Annotated in this window: 17 protein-coding genes; 4 read left to right on the forward strand and 13 right to left on the reverse strand. The window is 41.3% G+C overall.

Annotated features, from left to right (window positions below; genetic code table 11):
- Positions 1-218: hypothetical protein (locus I6N96_RS19805; protein ID WP_245187028.1), on the forward strand; the 218-nt coding region annotated here is incomplete at its 5' end.
- On the opposite strand, the gene nifJ is transcribed toward I6N96_RS19805, so the two are convergent.
- The 4 genes from nifJ to I6N96_RS17210 are packed head-to-tail and all read right to left on the reverse strand — an operon-like array spanning position 166 to position 6,429.
- Positions 166-3,693, reverse strand: coding sequence for a pyruvate:ferredoxin (flavodoxin) oxidoreductase (gene nifJ / locus I6N96_RS17195; protein WP_209558809.1), 3,528 nt, complete (start codon positions 3,691-3,693; stop codon positions 166-168). The genes I6N96_RS19805 and nifJ overlap by 53 nt on opposite strands.
- A 23-nt stretch (positions 3,694-3,716) precedes the next feature.
- Entirely contained in the window at positions 3,717-5,132 is a 1,416-nt protein-coding gene (gltA, locus tag I6N96_RS17200; protein WP_209558810.1) for an NADPH-dependent glutamate synthase, read from the reverse strand.
- A complete protein-coding gene (locus tag I6N96_RS17205; protein WP_209558811.1) occupies positions 5,125-5,961 on the reverse strand; it encodes a sulfide/dihydroorotate dehydrogenase-like FAD/NAD-binding protein in 837 nt (278 codons plus the stop codon). Before I6N96_RS17205 ends, gltA begins: the two co-directional genes overlap by 8 nt.
- A gap of 18 nt (positions 5,962-5,979) precedes the next feature.
- A complete protein-coding gene (locus I6N96_RS17210) occupies positions 5,980-6,429 on the reverse strand; it encodes a flavodoxin (RefSeq protein ID WP_209558812.1) in 450 nt (149 codons plus the stop codon).
- Between the two features lie 427 nt (positions 6,430-6,856).
- On the opposite strand from I6N96_RS17210, the gene I6N96_RS17215 reads away from it, so the two are divergent.
- Entirely contained in the window at positions 6,857-7,393 is a 537-nt protein-coding gene (locus I6N96_RS17215) for an ECF transporter S component (RefSeq protein WP_209558813.1), read from the forward strand.
- Between the two features lie 81 nt (positions 7,394-7,474).
- Here the strand turns inward: I6N96_RS17215 and I6N96_RS17220 are convergent, their stop codons facing one another.
- From I6N96_RS17220 to rlmD, 6 genes are all read right to left on the reverse strand, one after another.
- Complete coding sequence (locus I6N96_RS17220) at positions 7,475-9,226, reverse strand: NADH-dependent [FeFe] hydrogenase, group A6 (protein WP_209558814.1); 1,752 nt, start codon at positions 9,224-9,226, stop codon at positions 7,475-7,477.
- Positions 9,227-9,238: 12 nt separating this feature from the next.
- Positions 9,239-11,110 (reverse strand): NADH-quinone oxidoreductase subunit NuoF, encoded by a 1,872-nt coding sequence (locus I6N96_RS17225; protein WP_209558815.1) that lies wholly within the window; start codon positions 11,108-11,110, stop codon positions 9,239-9,241.
- 34 nt (positions 11,111-11,144) lie between these two features.
- Entirely contained in the window at positions 11,145-11,648 is a 504-nt protein-coding gene (locus I6N96_RS17230) for an NADH-quinone oxidoreductase subunit NuoE family protein (RefSeq protein ID WP_245187030.1), read from the reverse strand.
- Between the two features lie 352 nt (positions 11,649-12,000).
- Positions 12,001-12,525 (reverse strand): LbetaH domain-containing protein, encoded by a 525-nt coding sequence (locus tag I6N96_RS17235; protein ID WP_209558816.1) that lies wholly within the window; start codon positions 12,523-12,525, stop codon positions 12,001-12,003.
- Between the two features lie 196 nt (positions 12,526-12,721).
- Positions 12,722-12,856, reverse strand: a complete 135-nt coding sequence (locus I6N96_RS19920; RefSeq protein WP_283160590.1) for a hypothetical protein — start codon at positions 12,854-12,856, stop codon at positions 12,722-12,724.
- 3 nt (positions 12,857-12,859) lie between these two features.
- On the reverse strand, positions 12,860-14,227 hold the full coding sequence (gene rlmD / locus I6N96_RS17240; protein ID WP_209558817.1) for a 23S rRNA (uracil(1939)-C(5))-methyltransferase RlmD: 1,368 nt from the start codon (positions 14,225-14,227) through the stop codon (positions 12,860-12,862).
- 307 nt (positions 14,228-14,534) lie between these two features.
- Between rlmD and I6N96_RS17245 the strand changes: the two genes are divergently transcribed.
- Positions 14,535-15,590, forward strand: a complete 1,056-nt coding sequence (locus I6N96_RS17245) for an AEC family transporter (RefSeq protein ID WP_209558818.1) — start codon at positions 14,535-14,537, stop codon at positions 15,588-15,590.
- A 29-nt stretch (positions 15,591-15,619) separates the two neighbouring features.
- Positions 15,620-16,642, forward strand: a complete 1,023-nt coding sequence (locus tag I6N96_RS17250) for a 2-hydroxyacid dehydrogenase (protein ID WP_209558819.1) — start codon at positions 15,620-15,622, stop codon at positions 16,640-16,642.
- Positions 16,643-16,877: 235 nt separating this feature from the next.
- Here the strand turns inward: I6N96_RS17250 and I6N96_RS17255 are convergent, their stop codons facing one another.
- From I6N96_RS17255 to I6N96_RS17265, 3 genes are all read right to left on the reverse strand, one after another.
- Positions 16,878-17,576: a beta/alpha barrel domain-containing protein gene (locus I6N96_RS17255; protein WP_209558820.1), complete on the reverse strand. Its 699-nt coding sequence runs from the start codon at positions 17,574-17,576 to the stop codon at positions 16,878-16,880.
- A 298-nt stretch (positions 17,577-17,874) separates the two neighbouring features.
- Positions 17,875-18,276 carry a hypothetical protein gene (locus I6N96_RS17260; protein WP_209558821.1) on the reverse strand — a complete coding sequence of 134 codons (402 nt, stop codon included), beginning with the start codon at positions 18,274-18,276 and terminating at the stop codon, positions 17,875-17,877.
- A complete protein-coding gene (locus I6N96_RS17265; protein ID WP_209558822.1) occupies positions 18,251-19,549 on the reverse strand; it encodes a T7SS effector LXG polymorphic toxin in 1,299 nt (432 codons plus the stop codon). The genes I6N96_RS17260 and I6N96_RS17265 overlap by 26 nt, the downstream gene beginning before the upstream one ends.
- Between the last annotated feature and the right edge of the window lie 12 nt (positions 19,550-19,561).

Consider the following 19,561-nt stretch of genomic DNA (forward strand, 5'->3'; position numbering starts at 1 on the left):
GGAAATTAGGGAAGCACATGGAGAGAAAGAGACGGAAAGAAGAAAAAACAAGCCCGATTTTGATATTGATCATCAAAATCAGACTTGTTTTCTTTTTGAGAGTAGACTATTGTCCCACTCTCATTCAAAAGGTTGCATTGATTGACTTGCAGCAAACCCTTTTTTCTATTTCTTCAATAACTGTGTATAGCTTTCTGAGCGTTCTTCCATGTCTTTAACGGTTTGATGAAGCATTTCTTCTACTTCCACTTCACTGTCCTTCACGTTATGCAACGCAGAGAAACGAACCTGATTGCGTAGGAAGTCTTCCATTTTTGAGAAGTCTGCTTTTTTGAAGTCTACCCGCATTGGGTCTTTGCCTTTGTCTCTCAATCGAGGATCGTGGCGATAAAGCGGCCAATAGCCGGACTCTACAGCATCCTTTGATTCTTTGATAGATTGGCTCATACCGCCGCGCAGCCCATGATTGATACATGGTGTATAACCAATGATCAAGGATGGTCCCGGATAGTTTTCCGCCTCAGTAATAGCTTTTAGTGCTTGTGCCGGATTAGCTTCAATTGAAATCGATGCAACATACACATCTCGATATGCCATGGCCATCAAGCCCAAATCTTTTTTCTTGGTTTTCTTTCCTCCTGCTGCAAATTTTGCAATAGCAGAGGTTGGTGTTGCTTTGGACATTTGTCCACCAGTATTCGCATACACTTCATTATCCATAACAAAGATATTAACATCTGCTCCGGTCGCAAGAACATGGTCGATTCCACTATAACCAATATCATAAGCCCAACCGTCACCGCCAAGAATCCACTGGCTCGGTTTAGCAAACATTTCTTCATGAGTCAAAATATCTTTGATTCGATCATCGTCATCTTCACGAAGAGCTTGTGCTAGTTTTGCTGCCCGCTGCTGTGTTCCCTCGCCTTCAGTCGCATGATCCAGCCAGTCCTGCAGCTGTGCTTGTGTTGTCTCGGAACCATAGCCATTATCAACAGCCGTCTGTATCAAATTAGCCGCTCGCTTACGTTTCGTTTCGTTAGCGATATACATCCCCAAACCATATTCCGCATTATCTTCAAACAACGAGTTACTCCATGCTGGTCCTTTGCCTTCTGCATTTACAGTATAAGGTGTCGCCGGAGATGAAGCCCCCCAGATTGATGAACAACCAGTTGTATTGGCAATCATCATGCGGTCGCCATAAAGCTGAGTCAACAGCTTCACGTAAGGTGTCTCTCCACAACCTGCACAGGCACCTGAAAATTCAATCAACGGCTGCTCAAACTGTGATCCCTTAACAGAGAATTTCTTGATAGGGTTGGCTTTTTGACGTAAGGTCATGGCAAAAGCCCAATTGATTGCCTGTTCCTTCTGCTCGTCATACGGCTTCAGAACCAGCGCTTTTTCTTTTGCCGGACACATTTCGACACATAAGCCGCAGCCTGTACAATCCTCTAGAGATACTTGGATTCGATATTCTAAATTATCCGGTCCCTTCATGGTTCGAGTAATAAAGCCATCCGGTACTTCTGCCATCTCTTCTTCATCAGCCAGAAACGGACGAATCGCAGCATGTGGACAAATAAAGGCACACTCATTACACATCGTACAGTTTTCAGATATCCACTCAGGCACTTCTAATGCAATCCCGCGCTTTTCAAAGGCTGCTGTGCCCATCGCCATCTCACCGCCCAGCATGCCGTTTTCAATTAAGTCATTGACTGAAAGCTGATTGCCTTCCTGACGATTGATCGGCTCAAGAATGTTGCGAACATATGCCGGCTTACTTGAAATATCCACAACTGGCGCAGAAAGCTCAAGTGCTTTCCATTCTTCTGGAATATCAACCTTCGTCAATGCCCCGAAAGTTTCATCGATTGCTTCCCAATTCCTCTCAACGATCACCATTGATTTTTTACCGTAGGTTGCTTTTACTTCCTCTTTTAAAAGAGGCAGGAAGGTTTCACGATCCATGATATCTGTTACTTCAAAGAAAGCCGCTGACATGACCGTATTGATCCGTCGACCTAATCCAAGCCGCTGTGCGATCTCCATTGCATTGATGATATAAAATTCAATATTATGCTCTGCTAAATAACGCTTCAAAGGTTTTGGTAAATGCGTTTTGACACGCTCAACATCCCATACTGTATTCAACAGGAAAGTCCCGCCATCCTTCAAACCTTTAACCAAATCATACTTATGAAGGTAGGCCGCATTATGACAGCCGACAAAGTCCGGACATTCCACATTATAGGTAGAACGAATCGGATCGTCTCCAAAACGTAAGTGGGAAACTGTCAGACCGCCGGATTTCTTCGAATCATAAGCAAAATACGCCTGCGCATATTTATCTGTATTATTCCCGATGATTTTGATTGCCTGTTTATTTGCTCCCACAGTACCATCTGAACCGAAGCCCCAGAATTTCGCTTGGAAGGTGGTATCCTTCGTCAAATCCAATATCTCTGTCATCGGCAGCGACAGATGTGTTACGTCATCAATGATACCGATGGTAAAGCGCAGCTTCAGCTCGTTTATCGGCAATACCAGATGGTCGTACACCGCTACTATTTGATCCGGTGTCACATCCTTCGAAGCAATCCCATAGCGACCACCGATAATGATTGGTCGATTTTCATGACGATATAGTACGCTTTGAACATCAAGCAGCAATGGTTCGCCATCAGAGCCCGGTTCCTTCGTCCGATCAAGAACCGCAACACGTTCAACGGTTTTCGGCAGCTTTTCCAACAGATTTTCAGCTGGAAATGGACGATACAAATGGACATCGATATGTCCAACCTTACGTCCTTGGCTGTTCAGATAATCAACAGCCTGCTGGATCGTCGGTGAAGCGGAACCCATGGAAATGATGACTTCTGTCGCTTCCGGATCACCATAATAATTCATCAAATCATAGTTCGTACCGCGTAATTCATTGATTTTCTGCATATACTTTTGTACGATTGCAGGCATTTCATCATAATACGCATTGACTGTTTCTCGCTGTTGGAAATGAATATCCGGGTTCTGTGCCGTCCCGGAAACAGTTGGATGATTGGGATTCATTCCCCGCTTACGGAAATTTTCGAGAGCCTCCCAATTTACCATCGCCTTCAGATCCTCATAATCCAGTGCTTCGATTTTCTGCAGCTCATGACTGGTACGGAAGCCGTCAAAGAAATTCATAAACGGCAAACTGCCTTCAATACTAGCCAAATGAGCAACAGCAGATAAGTCCATGACTTCCTGAACACTTGATTCTGCCAGCATACAAAAGCCTGTTTGCCTAGCTGCCATCACATCACTGTGGTCGCCAAAAATACTTAGCGCATTTGTAGAAACTGCTCTTGCTGCCACATGAAAGACCGTCGGCAAAAGCTCACCGGCAATTTTGAACATATTAGGAATCATCAAAAGCAGCCCTTGAGAAGCTGTATACGTCGTTGTCAAAACACCCGTCTTTAAGGAACCGTGAACCGTTCCCGCAGCGCCAGCCTCAGACTGCATTTCAATCAAGTTAACTGTTTCGCCAAAAATATTTTTCAAGCCGTTTTCTGCCCACTCGTCCACAACTTCTGCCATGGTTGAGCTTGGTGTGATTGGATAGATTCCAGCTACTTCTGTAAAAGCATAAGAGATATAAGCAGCAGCTGTATTGCCGTCCATTGTCTTCATTTTCTTCATTCTTTTACCACCTCACTGATTACTTAAACCGGCATTTCCTGTCGCACTTTTTGAATATATTGATCGATTTCTCTAGCTGCTATCTTTCCAGCTCCCATTGCCAAAATCACGGTAGCCGCTCCGGTAACAATATCTCCTCCGGCAAAAACGCCTGGAATTGTTGTGGCAGCTGTTTCAGGGTCTGCCTCGACATACCCCCATTTATTTGTCCCAAGCTCTGGGAATGTATCTAACAATACTTTATTTGCCCCTTGTCCAATGGCTTCAATTGCTGTATCTGCTTCGATGATAAACTCACTATCAGGAATCACTACAGGGCGTCTCCGACCGGATTCATCAGGCTCTCCCAGCTCCATTTTGACACATTTCACTGCTGTCAAAGTTCCTTTGTCATCACTGATATACTCAATAGGATTTGTCAGCCAATGATACTCGATGCCTTCTTCCACAGAATGATGATATTCTTCTATACGTGCCGGCAGTTCTTCCAACGAGCGTCGATAAATGACTGATACATTGTCTGCGCCTAATCGTTTAGCCGAGCGTGCCGCATCCATTGCAACGTTACCGCCGCCGATCACCACAACATTTTTTGATCTTTGGACAGGCGTATCATACTTAGGAAATTCATAGCCATGCATCAAATTGATACGGGTCAAATACTCACTAGATGAATAAACACCATTTAAAGAGGTTCCCGGAATGCCCATAAAGTTTGGTGCACCAGCACCGACGGATAGGTAACACGCATCGAACTCCTCCATGATTTCCTCCATCGTGATCGTTTTACCAATCACAACATTCGTTTCAATGGTCACACCTTGAGCGACGATTCGTTCGATTTCTTTGTTCACGATTCGTTTTGGCAAACGAAATTCAGGAATCCCATAAGTCAACACACCACCGGGAGCATGCAGGGCTTCATAAATAATTACTTCATATCCCAGCTTTGCCAGATCACCGGCTGTAGTTAGACCAGAAGGACCTGAGCCGATAACCGCTACTCGTCCTTTATTGCCTGTAACTTCTTTGTACTCGATTGGCTGCTCTAATGCCCAATCAGCCACCAAACGTTCCAGTTTACCGATTGCGACTGGTTCAAATTTCTTCGAGCGCCCTAATCGACAAACCATTTCACACTGTTTTTCCTGTGGACATACGCGACCACAAATGGCAGGAAGGTTTGTATATTTGCTTAATACCTCATGAGCCTTCGGCATGTCCCCATCCTCTATTGCTTTGATAAAACCAGGGATATCGATCATGACGGGACAATTCTCGATACAAGGAGCATTTTTACATTGAAGACATCGACTGGCTTCCAACTGTCCTTCTTCCATGTTGTAGCCAAAAGCAACCTCATCAAAATTATGACAGCGAACAGCTGCCTCCTGTTCCCTCATCGGCGTTTGTGTATAACTTCTTTTCACTTTAGCCATTTTGCTTCACCTGCTCTTCATATCGTTCATTTGACTGGGTTTCTTCCCCGCGATACTGCTGCATTCGATTGATAAATTCATCCCAGTCGACTTCTTCTCCAAGAAACTCCGGTCCATCCACACAAGCAAACTTGATCGTGTTTGAAATCGTCACTCGACAGCCGCCGCACATTCCTGTTCCATCGATCATGATTGGATTCAAGGAAACATAAATCGGCACATTATACTTATCAGCTGTCATCGTCGCAAACTTCATCATGATACTTGGGCCAATTGCCCAAGTAAAAGCGATATCCTCCCGTTGAAAAACATCCTCCATTGCCTTTGTCACTAATCCTTTTTCTCCCAAAGAACCATCATCCGTCATCAGGATCAATTCATCGGAGTAGTCTGCACATTCATCACGTAATATGAGTAATTCTGAAGTCTTCGCTCCTAAAATCGTGAGAACACGATTGCCGGCTTCTTTCAATCCTTTAACAATTGGAAACAGTGCTGCAATCCCCACACCGCCGCCAACTAAAAGAACAGTACCGTAATTTTTGATTTCAGTTGGTTTTCCCAGCGGGCCTACTAAGTCGATCAACGCATCGCCTTCCATGACTGTGGCTAACTGAGCGGTTGATTTACCAATCACTTGAAAAATCAAACGCACCCAGCCCTTTTCTGCATCAGTATCTACGATTGTTAATGGAATACGTTCCCCAGCTTCATCAATTCGCAGAATGACGAACTGCCCTGGCTGTGCCTTTTTAGCAATACGAGGTGCATCCACCAGAATGTCAAATTCAGTAGGTGCTAGTTCTTTACGTTTTATTATTTTAAACAAAATTACTCACACGTCCTTCTACGCTTCAGCTGCTGCCAAGGCTTTTACAAAAGCTTTCAAAACCTCTTCGTCTTCATCATCTGCGTCATTTTCTATTTTTACCAATTCAGCGCCCTTTGTTGCACCTGTCTTCGCAAATGCTTCGTCAAAATCAATCGCAGCCTGACAGAAATAATCCGGATAGATTTCACTGTCTCCACTGCCGACAACGCCAAATACTTTTCCTGATAAATCTTGCTCCGGCAGTTCTTCATAGAAGTCCTCCAGATCAAACGGTCGTTCACCATCACCATCTGTATAAGTTGCTAATACACAAATATCAGCATCCTCATAAGTATCCTCATCTGCATCATCCGCTTCGATGCGTTCTACGTCTATATCCAGCTCTTCAAAAGCTGCCTCTAAAATTTCAGAAATTCCCTCTGTGTTTCCTGTTGCACTTGCGTACACGATCTTTGCTACTGTCATAAAATGGTCATCCTCTCTTTTTTTTAAATGGTTTATTTTAATAGAGCTACTATGTTGATAGTAAAGCTCTTATCCTACAAAAATTAAATGGATCAATTGGGACACACGCTATAGTAGAATGAACCTTTGTACACTTATTATGGCCGTTCCCAACAAATAAATACCCGTTTTATCTGTTACTTTCAACTCAACGATCCGAAGTAAAAACTTCTTCTCTTACACAGACTGTAAAATTATTCTTAAACAGAAAGAGCAAATCTGTTACAATGACCTTGTAAAGATTTTGTTGAGAAGCATGAGCTTCTTCATCTGGAAAGGTCATTGTTGAATAGGCTTTTGTCCTCAACAGCACGCTCTAAATTTGATGAAGGGAAGTGAATAGGCGTTATTGTGATTTTTATCACAATTGAATAAATCGCCGCTGATTATGAACAGAAAAGCTTTATGGATCACTCAAACTGCTGTACTTCTTGCCCTATTGATTGCTGTACAGGCCGTTACTTCCGGCTTTGGCAGCACCTTACTGACCGGCTCACTTGTTAATTTCATTTTGATTGTAAGCGTTGTCACCGTTGGATTACCTAGCGGATTGACCATTGCTCTGCTTTCTCCGTTTTTTGCTTTTATGTTTGGTATTGGACCAAAATTCTGGCAAATCATCCTCTGTGTCGCTATTGGAAACGCCACTCTAGTCATTCTCTGGCACTTATTCAAACATATTTCAAAGAACCAACTTGTTGTCTTCACTGTTTCCACTATCGTAGCTGCAGCTGCTAAATTTTTAGTCCTTTACGGCTTGGTTGTGAAGTTGGTCGTGCCTATTGTTTTAGGTATACCAGAGCCTAATGCCAGCGTTGTATCAGCAGCATTTTCATTTCCACAGCTATTTACCGCGTTGATCGGCGGCGTTTTGGCAGCAGTGATTCTTCCGCTACTGACAAAAGCATTACCGCAAGAAAGTTAATATTTCATAAACGACATGAGATGATTGTCTTTCCAGATGATCACCTCATGCCTTTTTTATTGTACATTCGTTCTAAGCTAGTTATGAATGATGAACAACAGAGCGGTCTCTATAGGATGTATGAAGCAGATGATGCGCTTTTTCGCTGCCCGGATACTCCAAAAATTCCTTATACAAATGTTGGACGATTGGACTATCATTGGATTTTCTCAGCTTCCTGGCTGAATCCTCCACGTAAAGAGCAGCCGCCCGTTTGGCTTTCAAATCAATAAAGTTTCGAACTGAAGCAGGCTGGACAGGCTGACCGCCTCCATTGATACAACCACCGGGACAGCCCATGATTTCCACAAAATGGTAAAATGCTTCATTATTCTGAATCTTTTTGATTAGACGTTTGGCATTTCCAATACCGGAAGCCACGGCAACTCGGACTTCTATACCGTTCACCTCATATGTCGCTTCTTTGATTCCAGCCATACCGCGAACCTCATCAAAATCAAGCGCCTGTAATTCTTCACCTGAAAGCGTCTCAACTGCAGTTCGCAAAGCGGCTTCCATCACACCACCTGTTGCTCCGAAAATATAGCCGGCACCTGTTGCTTCCCCTAAAGGATTGTCGAATGCTTCATCCTCCAATTCTGTGAATCGGATTCCTGCCTTATCAATCATTCGAGCCAGTTCACGTGTTGTCAATGCAACATCCACATCTGAGTAGCCTGCGGCCGCTTCATCTTCCCGTGTCACTTCAAATTTCTTAGCCGTACACGGCATGATCCCAACAACAAAAATATCCTTTGGATCGACACCCATTTTATCCGCATACCATGTCTTTACCAAGGCTCCGAACATTTGTTGCGGAGACTTACAGCTGGAAAGATTCGGTATCAGCTCCGGATGATAGGACTCGCAATATTTGACCCAGCCCGGTGAGCAAGAAGTAAACAATGGGAAAGGTCCATTATTTTCTACTCGATTCAAGAACTCCGTCGCTTCTTCCATAATAGTGAAATCTGCAGCAACATTGGTATCAAAAACCTTATCAAAGCCGATGCGGCGCAAAGCTGCGACCATTTTTCCTTCTACATTCGTTCCGATCGGCATATTGAAGGCTTCCCCAAGTGTCACACGAATCGAAGGAGCTGTTTGGACCACAACATATTTAGATGGATCTTCCAACGCTTCCCAGACCTCTTTCGTCTGATCTTTTTCAGCAATTGCTCCTGTTGGACAAACAACAATACACTGCCCGCAGGAAATACAAGATACTTCGCCTAAGTTTTGTTCAAAAGCACAGCCAATATGTGTTTTAAAGCCGCGATCATTCGAACCGATCACACCGATCGCCTGCACCTTGGAGCAAGCTGCCACACAGCGTTTACACAAAATGCACTTGTTATTGTTCCGATACATATGCACAGCGCTGTCATCGAAATCATACTCATAGTTTTCCCCATTATAATAATCTTCATCATCTACATTGAAATCCTTACATAGCCGCTGCAGTTCGCAGTTGCCATTGCGGATACAGGATAGACATTTCCGCTCATGCGTAGAAAGAATCAGTTCCAAATTGATTTTTCGTGATTGAAAAACACGTTCAGAATTCGTAACGATTTTCATCCCTTCACGAATAGGATAAACACAGGAAGTTGCCAGACTCTTCGCTCCTTCTACCTCGACGACGCACATACGACAGGCGCCGATTTCGTTGATTTCCTTTAGGTAACACAGTGTTGGAATATCAATATTGTTATAGCGTGCCGCTTCTAAGATCGTGGACCCTTCAGGAGCACTGCATGTTTTACCGTTGATTGTAATCGTAATTTCTTTCACAGGTTCCACCTCCTAACCCACATTGATCGCGTTGAAACGACAGGTATCGATACATAAACCACACTTAATACAAACAGCCTGATCAATTTCGTGAACCTTCTTGACCTCGCCGTGAATCGCAGAAACTGGACACGTTTTAGCACAAGCTGTACAGCCGGTACAATTCTCAGGATCGATCGTGTATTGAATAAGATTCTTACAGACACCTGCCGGACAACGATGCTCCAAGACATGTGCCAGATACTCTTCTTTAAAGTAATGATAGGTAGACAACACAGGATTTGGAGCTGTCTGTCCTAAACCGCATAAGGAATTTTCACTGATATGGTGACATAAAGCCTCCATCTTATCCAGATCTTCCAGTGTTGCTTTGCCCATGGTGATTTTCTCTAGAATCTCCAATAAACGCTTCGTACCGATTCGACAAGGTACACATTTCCCACAACTTTCTTCAACCGTAAACTCCAAGAAGAATTTCGCAATATCCACCATACAGTTTTGCTCATCCATAACGATCAATCCGCCCGATCCCATCATGGAGCCGATAGCGATCAAGTTGTCATAATCGATTGCCACATCATAATGTTCAGGTGGGATGCAACCTCCGGAAGGTCCACCAGTCTGAGCCGCCTTGAATTTCTTTCCATCAGGGATACCACCACCGATATCCTCAACGATTTCCCGTAAGGTTGTGCCCATTGGGATTTCAACCAATCCTGTGTTTTGAATTTTTCCTCCTAAGGCGAATACTTTTGTTCCTTTGGATTTCTCTGTTCCCATCGATGCAAACCATTCAGAACCCTTTACGATGATTTGCGGAATATTTGCGTAAGTCTCCACATTATTCACAATCGTAGGTTTGCCAAAAAGTCCTTTGACAGCAGGAAACGGCGGACGCGGGCGTGGTTCGCCTCGCTTGCCCTCAATACTTTCCAGTAAAGCAGTTTCTTCTCCACAGACAAAGGCACCTGACCCTAAACGCAAATCCAAATCAAAGCTAAAGGCTGTTCCTAAAATGTTCTCGCCTAAAAATCCTGCTTCACGTGCCTGCTCGATTGCAATGCGTAATCGTTTCACAGCAGTCGGGTATTCCGCCCGCACGTATACATAGCCCTGATTTGCTCCAATCGTGTAGCCTGCAATCGTCATCGCTTCAATAATCGCATGAGGATCACCTTCTAAAACAGAGCGATCCATGAAAGCACCCGGATCGCCTTCATCTGCATTACAGATCACATATTTCTGATCCGACGGACTTTCCTTAGCAAAGCTCCATTTCATAAAGGTTGGAAATCCCGCTCCTCCCCGACCACGAAGGCCAGATGTTTTCAAGGTTTCCAATACATCATCAGGGGTAAAGACATTCAATACTTTTGCCAGTGCCTGATACCCATCAAAGGCGATATATTCCTCAATTTTCTCTGGATCGACGCGACCACAGTTACGTAAAGCAACCCGTTCCTGCTTTTGGTAAAAAGGCGTATCCAGCAGCTTATTGATGATCTCTTTTGATTCATGATCATGATACAAGAGCTTTTCAACAACTTCGCCTTTCATGATATGTTTGGCAACAATTTTTTTTGCATCCTTTGGTTGTACCTGACGATAAAAGGTTCCTTCCGGATAAATAATCACGATCGGTCCTTGTGCACACAGACCGAAACAGCCGGTAGAAACAATATTGATCGTTTCACGAATCCCATTTTTTTCCAATTCTTCTTCTAATACAGTGATGAATTCCTTACTTTTTGAAGATAAACACCCAGTACCTGCACAAACCATGATTTCTTTCTCGTACTGGGATTCACCACCCTCATCGAGACGAATATTGATTTTATCTCGATAGACATCTCGAAGCTCGTTTAATTGACTCCAATTTTCCATAGACTTTCTCCTGTTTTAACACCTAAGCAACAGACTAAGCTTTCTTCAAATAAGATACGAGAACCTTATCTCCTTTTTTCTGGGTCAGACGGCCATAAACTTCTTCATTAACAGTTAAAACGGGAGCTAATCCACAAGCACCAATACAGCGACAAGACTCTAATGTGAACTTTCGATCCGGCGTTGTCTCTCCGGCTTTGATTTTCAATTCTGTTTCATACGAATCAAGAATATTCCCTGCGCCCTTTACATAGCAGGCAGTTCCGAGACAGACACTGATCGTATATTCACCCTTTGGCACAAATGAAAACTGCGAATAGAACGTAGCCGTACTATATAGCTGTTCCAGAGGGATATCCAGCCGTTCAGAGATACGTGTTAATATCTCGATCGGTAAATAGCTGTAAATTCGTTGTGCTTCCTGTAAAGCCGGCATTTGGGCGCCTTCCTGTCCTACCAGATAACCTAAACTGGTTTCAAATTCTTGATGCTGGCTTTCTGTTTCAATAAATTCAAACGCTTCTTTTACACTCATCATCATTCATCTCCTTTCTCTGATTTCAATCAATCATTTGATTATATTATTATATTTTGGATAACGCTTTCATTTTAGACAGCCTAATTATATCAAAAACCAAAGTCTAATTGTGAAAAAATATACAATTAATTCACTAAAAGCACTGAGAACTTTTCTCAATAAGCTTTTTCAATAAAAATCTTTGTGAAAATTGCCAATTAAGGAGAATATTTTTACTCTATATGAATCCTGTTAAATATTCATTACATGATAAGTGCTCTTTGCACAAAATGTATAGTAAAGGAATTAGAAGCAATTGATATTTCTTCAATGGACTTTATATAGAAAAAAGACTGAAGCCCTGTATGCTGGTTCAGTCTTTTTTACCTTCATATTCATTTATGAGCTGCAGATTGGCTTCTATGATTTTCTCCGGTGCGATCATATCAGAGTAAAATACTAATTCATAGTCAGGATTTTTAGGTTTGAATTGATTCACACCAAATGCCACACTATCAGCTGGTATGCTTTTGGTAATAATCGCTCCTGCAGCAATCGTAGTATTCTCACCAATGATCACCGGCCCCAGAATTTTCGCCCCATCAGCAATAACCACGCCTGTTCCAATAATTGGATTCCCCACGTTCTCCCATTCATGGAGAACCTTATTGTATTTCATGTTTGAGCCGATTGTGACATTCTGATAAAATACAACATTTGCGCAAACCTTTGAAGCAACAATCGTACATCCTCGAGCATGATGGGCAAATAGTGTACTGGGATCAATCTCCATACAATTGATTTCACAGCCATAGAATTTTTCCAATAGATTGCCGGCGAGCTTCTTCAACAGTTTATTTCGGGCATAACAATTTATTTTTATTAATTTATAAAACAATTGTCTACATCTTCTTTCTTGGTATTCTTGAATTGAATTTATGTTTCCTTGGAAACATAACGAAATAATACCACTCACTTATTTTCTTGTCAAATAAAAAAAGGTCGACAGCTATTCTAAAAATAACTATCGACCCCTTTTCTATTTTAGCCATGCCTGTATATGCAGTTATTGCTTTTAAATGCTGGGTTTCAGATTATTTATTAAAAATCTTCGGTCCCTTGCGCATGTTAGTACGATCATTTTTAGGTGTTTCCATTTTTTCTGATCGCCCGCCGCCTTGCTTCTTTTTGATTAGTTCTAACATCTTCTCTTTATCCTTTTTATTCATCCGTTACACCACCTTTACCAATAATGCTACAGCTTCCACATGTGCTGTTTGCGGGAACAGATCGATTGGCTGAATTTTCTTCACTTCATAATCTGAACCAAACAACTTCAAATCTCGTGCCAATGTTGCCGGATTACAAGAAATATATACGATTCGTTCCGGTGCCATTTCTACAGCTGTTTCAATAAATGACGGCGTCAGCCCTTTTCTTGGCGGATCGACAACCAGAACACTTGGATCGATACCAGATTCTTTCCACTGCTTCATAAGATTTTCTGCTGAACCAGCTTTGAAGGTCACATTGTCGATTTCATTATGGAATGCATTGATTGTTGCATCCTCGATCGCTTCTTTCACGATTTCAACACCATAGACATGCTTCACACGATCTGCTAAAGACAAAGCAATCGTGCCAATTCCACAGTACGCATCGATCACGATATCATCCTTTGTCAATCCTGCAAAATCCATTGCTGTTTGATAAAGATATTCTGTCTGTTCAGTATTTACCTGATAGAAGGATGGCGCTGAGATTCTATAGGTTTTTCCAAGCAGCTGATCTTCAATATAATTCTGACCATACAGTACTCGTGATTCTTTTCCTAGAATCACATTGGTTTTATCCGGATTGATATTATGGATAATAGAAACAACCTCAGGCAGCTCCTTCAAAATCACTTCAACGATTTGTTCATGTTTGAAAATCTTTTCTGTTCTGGTCACAAGCACAACCATCATCTGATGAGAGTAATGACCTCGACGGATAATGATTTGTCGTAAATTACCAGTATGCTCTGCCTCATCGTAAGGCTTCACACTAAAGCGTCTCATGATATCACGAACCGTCACGATCGCCTGATCGATGACTGGGTCCTGAATATAGAAATCTGTGATTGGTACTAAATCATGGCTGTTCTTACGATAAAAACCAGTTTCCAGCTCACGATTTACCTTACGAACAGGAATCTGCGCCTTGTTTCGATACCCGACAGGATTCGCCATGCCTACGCTTGGCAAAACGGGAACATCCGGCATTTTACTGATTTTATTCAGAACATTCTCTACTTGCTTTTGTTTGAACAGAAGCTGAGCTTCATAAGTCATATGCTGAAGCGGAGCAATCCCTGTTCTCAACAGACTTTCATCGGTCAATTCTACTCGATCCGGGCTATCCGTAAGTCGTTCTAAAACTTTCCCATAGCCAAACTTGTTGCCTACCTTAAGAACAAGCGCTTTTACTTTCTCTCCCGGCAAACTGTTTTCTATAAATAGAGGATAGCCATCGACTTTACCTACCCCCAAGCCTTCATGCGTCAAATCAATAATATCAATTTCAATCGTTTCATTCTTCTTAACAGGATATGTTTTCATAATTCGTCCCTTCTTTTCTCACTTGTTCCATTCTAATGAAAAAAACGTGTAAAAGCAACCAACTCTCATGCTTTTTCCATACTTTTATGAACACGCCTTTCTCTACAAAATATCTATTATTTAACTAAGCAAGTAAGAGACATCCGACAATCCTTCCGCTTACTTAAGTTACATAAGTTAGTTTAGTTTCTAATTGTTCATTTATTCACATTACAACTTTATTATTTAGGTTATAGAAATGAGTACTAGTTGTTTCTATACGCACTATATTGTGAAATATTATACAAGATTGGGGACTTATTAACTTATGAACATTTTGGACATTTTCAAAACAACACTCACGGATATGAGCATCGTCAGCTCAATCACATCCACCGTATTCATCATCATGCTTGGCTTCTTATGCCGAAAAAAGGGAATTTTTACTGATCAAGTCGGAAAAATCCTTTCAAAGGTTGTTCTAACAGTTGCCTTACCGGCGTTGGCCTTTAAAGCATTCATGCAGGATATCAACCCAGATTTACTGAAGCAGGGAATCAACGTACTGATTTGGGGATTAGTGATTTATATTCTGTTGATCTTCATCTCTAAACCATTCTTCCTTAGCTATAAAGGTGACAAACAGGATACACTACGTGTCCTAACTATCTTTGGATCAACGACCTTCTTCGGTACGCCGATCGTCAGCGCCATCTATGGTTCTGTTGGTGTCATGTATTCTTCGATTTTCAATATCGGTTACCGTATCTTCCTATATTCTTACGGCTACATTAAGATGAGCGGTTTGAAGATGGAATTGAAAAATATCAAAACAATGTTTATGAATCCAATCATCATTGCAACATTTGCAGGATTATTGATTTGGATTTTCCAAGGATATTTGCCGCAGGTGACTGTTCCTCTTGCGGAAGGCGGAACAACTCAGGTTGCCTTTTTAAGAATCGATCAAACAGCAGTATGGCTGTTCAAACCAATGGATTACCTAGCTGGTCTTTCCTCTCCACTTGCATGGTTGTCTATCGGAGCTACTTTAGGTGAAGTTAGCTTCAAGAAAGCAGCAGCGGACAAAACTTCATGGTATTACAGTTTAGTAAAAATCGTATTTGTTCCAGCAGTCAATATCGTTTGCCTTGCCTTACTTACAGCGACAAACATCCTGCCGGTCAACTTCGAATCATTAGCTACAATCGTTATCATGATGGCGGCACCAACTGCAACTGTAGCTGCTGCGTATGCAATCAGCTTTGACAAAGATGCTGTTCTCGCATCCAATGCTTCCTTACTTTCCACGGTCGTGGCAGTCGCGATGACACCTATCTGGATCATCGTATTGGAAGTCATAAAAAATATCGGCATGTTTTAAGAAAAGAATAAACTCAAGGAGGATCTACCATGTTTAAAATAGCCTGTTACGGCGTCAGACCAAATGAAGTATCATTTTTTAATGAACTAAATATTTACAATTACGAGCTTACATTGATTGAAGGATTACTAACACACGACAATATCGAAACTGCTAAAGGGCATGATGCAGTCTTACTGAGAGGCAACTGTGTAGCAGATAGTAAAAATATTGATAAATTCAATGAATACGGCATTAGCTATGTATTTACTCGTACAGTAGGATTTAATCATATCGACTTAAAGGCAGCTGCAAAATACGAGATGAAGGTTGCACGTGTTCCTTCTTATTCTCCAAATGCGATCGCTGAACTGTCACTGACTCTAGCAATGATGCTGCTGCGCCATACAGCTTACACAACCATGCGGACTTCCTATAAAAACTTTATTGTCGATGAAGAAATGTTCAGTAAAGAAGTGCGAAATTGTACAGTTGGAGTGATCGGTACGGGTAAAATTGGCTTAACAGAAGCAAACCTGTTCAAGGGCCTAGGCGCAAAAGTCATCGGCTATGATATCTATCAATCAGATGCTGCAAAAGAAGTCTTAGCATTCAAAGAGCTTGATGAATTACTCGCTGAAAGTGATATCGTCAGCCTCCATGTACCATTTATTCCAGGTGAAAACGATCAAATGATCAATGCTGATTTCCTTGCAAAAATGAAGCCTGGTGCTATTCTTATTAACACTGCCCGTGGTGAATTACAGGATAATGAAGCGATCTTGAATGCTCTTGAAAGCAATCATTTAGCTGGATTTGGAACAGACGTTTTCGCAAATGAAAAAGATCTTTTCTTCAAAGCATTTCAGCCATGGCAAGCACTACCGGATGGAACGGTTCAACGACTGATCGATCTATATCCAAGAGTACTGGTAACCCCTCACATCGGATCAAATACTGATGAAGCTCTTAGCAATATGATCACAACTAGTTTTGAAAATTTCAATGATACCCTGACAACAGGAACATCTATCAATGAGTTAGAGCTTCCGAAAGTCGGACAGACAGCTTAAATGACAATAAAAAAAGAGGCCGAGACAGAAGTGTTTAGCTACAAGCAATAAGCCGGAATTCACGAAAATTGTTTCACAAATTTTTGTTGAATTCCGGCTTATTGTCGTAGGAGCTGCTTCTGACTCGCCGTTTATTCGGATTTAGGGTATGGAAAAGAGTGGAACAGATTATTGTCCCACTCTCTTTTTATTGTTCCTGACTCTATTTCTATCTATATAGGTTACTAAAGTGTACTCACACATCAACATTATCATCCAACATTTGTTCTCGATACTGCTCCATTTTTTCCTGAAAGTAGCTCTCCGTTTTCCCATAAGTTGTATATGTGATGGCATTCGCTCCAGCGTCAATGGTTTCTTTGATTTGTTCCTCTGTTTTACCGCCGGATGCGATGATTGGAAACTCTGGAAACTGTTCTCTGATCCAGCTAACAAGCTTTACCGTATCCTTCCCGCCAGCTACATTAAAGATATCTACCCCAGCTTCAATCAGCTTCTGCATATCTCGTTTATCATTTACTACAGTATAAATAATCGGAATATCCACTGACTCATTGACTACCTCGATCGTATGCATATCCGCTGGTCCATTCAGCACGACACCATAAGCCCCTTGTTCTTCAGCAAAGGTTCCCAATCGAGCAGAACGATTTCCTGAAGTCAGCCCCCCGCCGATACCTGCAAAAATCGGCGCCTGAGAAACCTGAGAGACAGCTGATAAAATTCGTGTATTGGGCGTCCATGGATAAACGGCAAGAATAGCGTCTGCATCATTATTGGCAATCACTGCAACATCCATCGTATAGATGATACTCTTGATCCGCTTACCGTAAATACTGATTCCACTTGCTTCACGAATCGCCTTGGGCATCTTGATGATACTCTGTCTTAGCTCTGAGGACAGCTCAGGTATATATTTTTGGGCTTTGTCCATCGTGTTCCCCCCTTTTCCACTCAATCATACTAAAAAAATCCAGCTTTGTCTTTTTTTACTGACTGAAATTGCGAGAAAAATAATGGCAGTGGAAATGAAAAAATGACAATAACTATTCCCCCTTTCCTCATTCTTAAAAAAGTAAAAATCTTATCTATCAGGATTTCCATCTATTCTTTCCTAAAAAATCTGTCGACCTCCGATACTGTAAAAAGTATCAACGGTCGACAGATGATCAACTGTTCTCAATTAATAAAAGTTTATCATTGTCTCTATCCATAATGATATCTGCTTTTATCTAGTTATTGTTATTCACGCTAACATAGCTATAGACAAATGAGTCTGTTTTATTCTTTATTTTTACAGTATATTCTTTGCCTTTCCCTGTAAATATGCGATAACTATAGTAAAATTTATCTTTCGATGTAAAGCGATCTCCTCCAATATAATCTGGTTCTATTGATTTTCCATCAGAGTCAATCACTTCGATTTCAAAAGTCTCTTGTTTATTCTTCTTTATATATATTGAAATTTGCGGTTCAATATTTCTTTCATCAATTTTCACTTTGAATTCTTTCTCTTGATTTGGAAAATATAGCGATTGGTAGGCTAGACCAACATTTGACAGAAGGTAAATAATCACAATTACAGATACTATAGATGCACCAATAATACTAATTCTTTTTATTATATTTTTCAAAATCTGCTATCCCTTCCTGTATCATCTCAGCATCACCGTCATTGTCGCCGTAATTTCCATTTTTGAGATTATCAACCCACTTTTTAATATCCTTATCCGAAAAGAATCCTTGAGCTGCTCCAGCCCCGTATTTCAAAGCATCATTTTTAAACATAAACGCACCTTGGCCATAATAGCCAAATAAATAATTTCCAAGATAATCTGGATTCTCCTTATTCCAACCTCTTGACCAAATTGAATAGTTAAGTGTTTCGTTATCAGGGGATTCATGGAAAATACGTGTTTTTAAATCTAATGGTTTACCAGTATTTACCATTGCAATAAATTCACGAACATGTTTATCAGAAACAGCTATAGCATCATCCCCTAGTTTTCTGACTATTGCTTTAATATCAACATCAAGACCTTGCAGTATTTTCGCAAGCTTAGCTTCTGCACTCTTTATTTGTTTTTCGGAGGCATTCGAATTAAGTCTAGTTTTATCATATTCATCAAAAGCAACCTTTGCTAAAGAATAAAGATAATCCTCATAAATTTTAGCGATTTTTTCAGCTTTTTCAGTAGGCGATAGATTCTTGTCATCCTTGATTCCCTGAACAAGCTTCGCATAGTCTAATGGCAATACAAAGTTTTCTTTCCATTCTTTATTTATGTTCTTTGCCCAGTCCAATTTTAGTTTATCTGTACTGTACATTCCAGTTGCGCTGTCAAAGCAATTCGTACCGGCAAGAGCCGACAACCCCTGACTCACATTATCAAGCAAAGAATCAGCAGTTTCATATAAACCGGAACAAGAACTGTCTAAGTCATACATCGATTGGATCTCTTGTTTCAATTCATAAATTTGAGTAATGATTGCATTAGATCCATCGTCTGCATTGACATTTCTTGTACCAAAAGAAGGGCTGTTATCTAATAAACTGTTTCTGTAAAGTGTGGCTCGCTTTTGTTGCTCTAGACGTTCAATGATTCGGTTCAATGCTTCTTCATCAATTTCTTCATTCTCAATTTTTTCTGCTATCCGACTGGCAAAGGTAACATTATCGTTCATGATTTCATCATTTGCCCGAACTTGACCACGTAAAAGTGGAATGTGAGCAGATTCCGTGTAGTTTTTAGCGGCTCTCCATGCATCACCGGTCAATTCTGGTGCACTAGTGAAATTTTGGATCCCCTGCATGATTTGATTCAACCCTTCATTCTTATTCGTCAGCGAGCTATTTATTTGATCCAAATAACCAGTGATTTCACCTACTCTTATTTTTAATCCCAATAGAAAATACTC

Origin of the sequence: Enterococcus larvae, assembly GCF_017830045.1 — a bacterium.
GTDB classification, from domain to species: Bacteria; Bacillota; Bacilli; order Lactobacillales; family Enterococcaceae; genus Enterococcus_L; species Enterococcus_L larvae.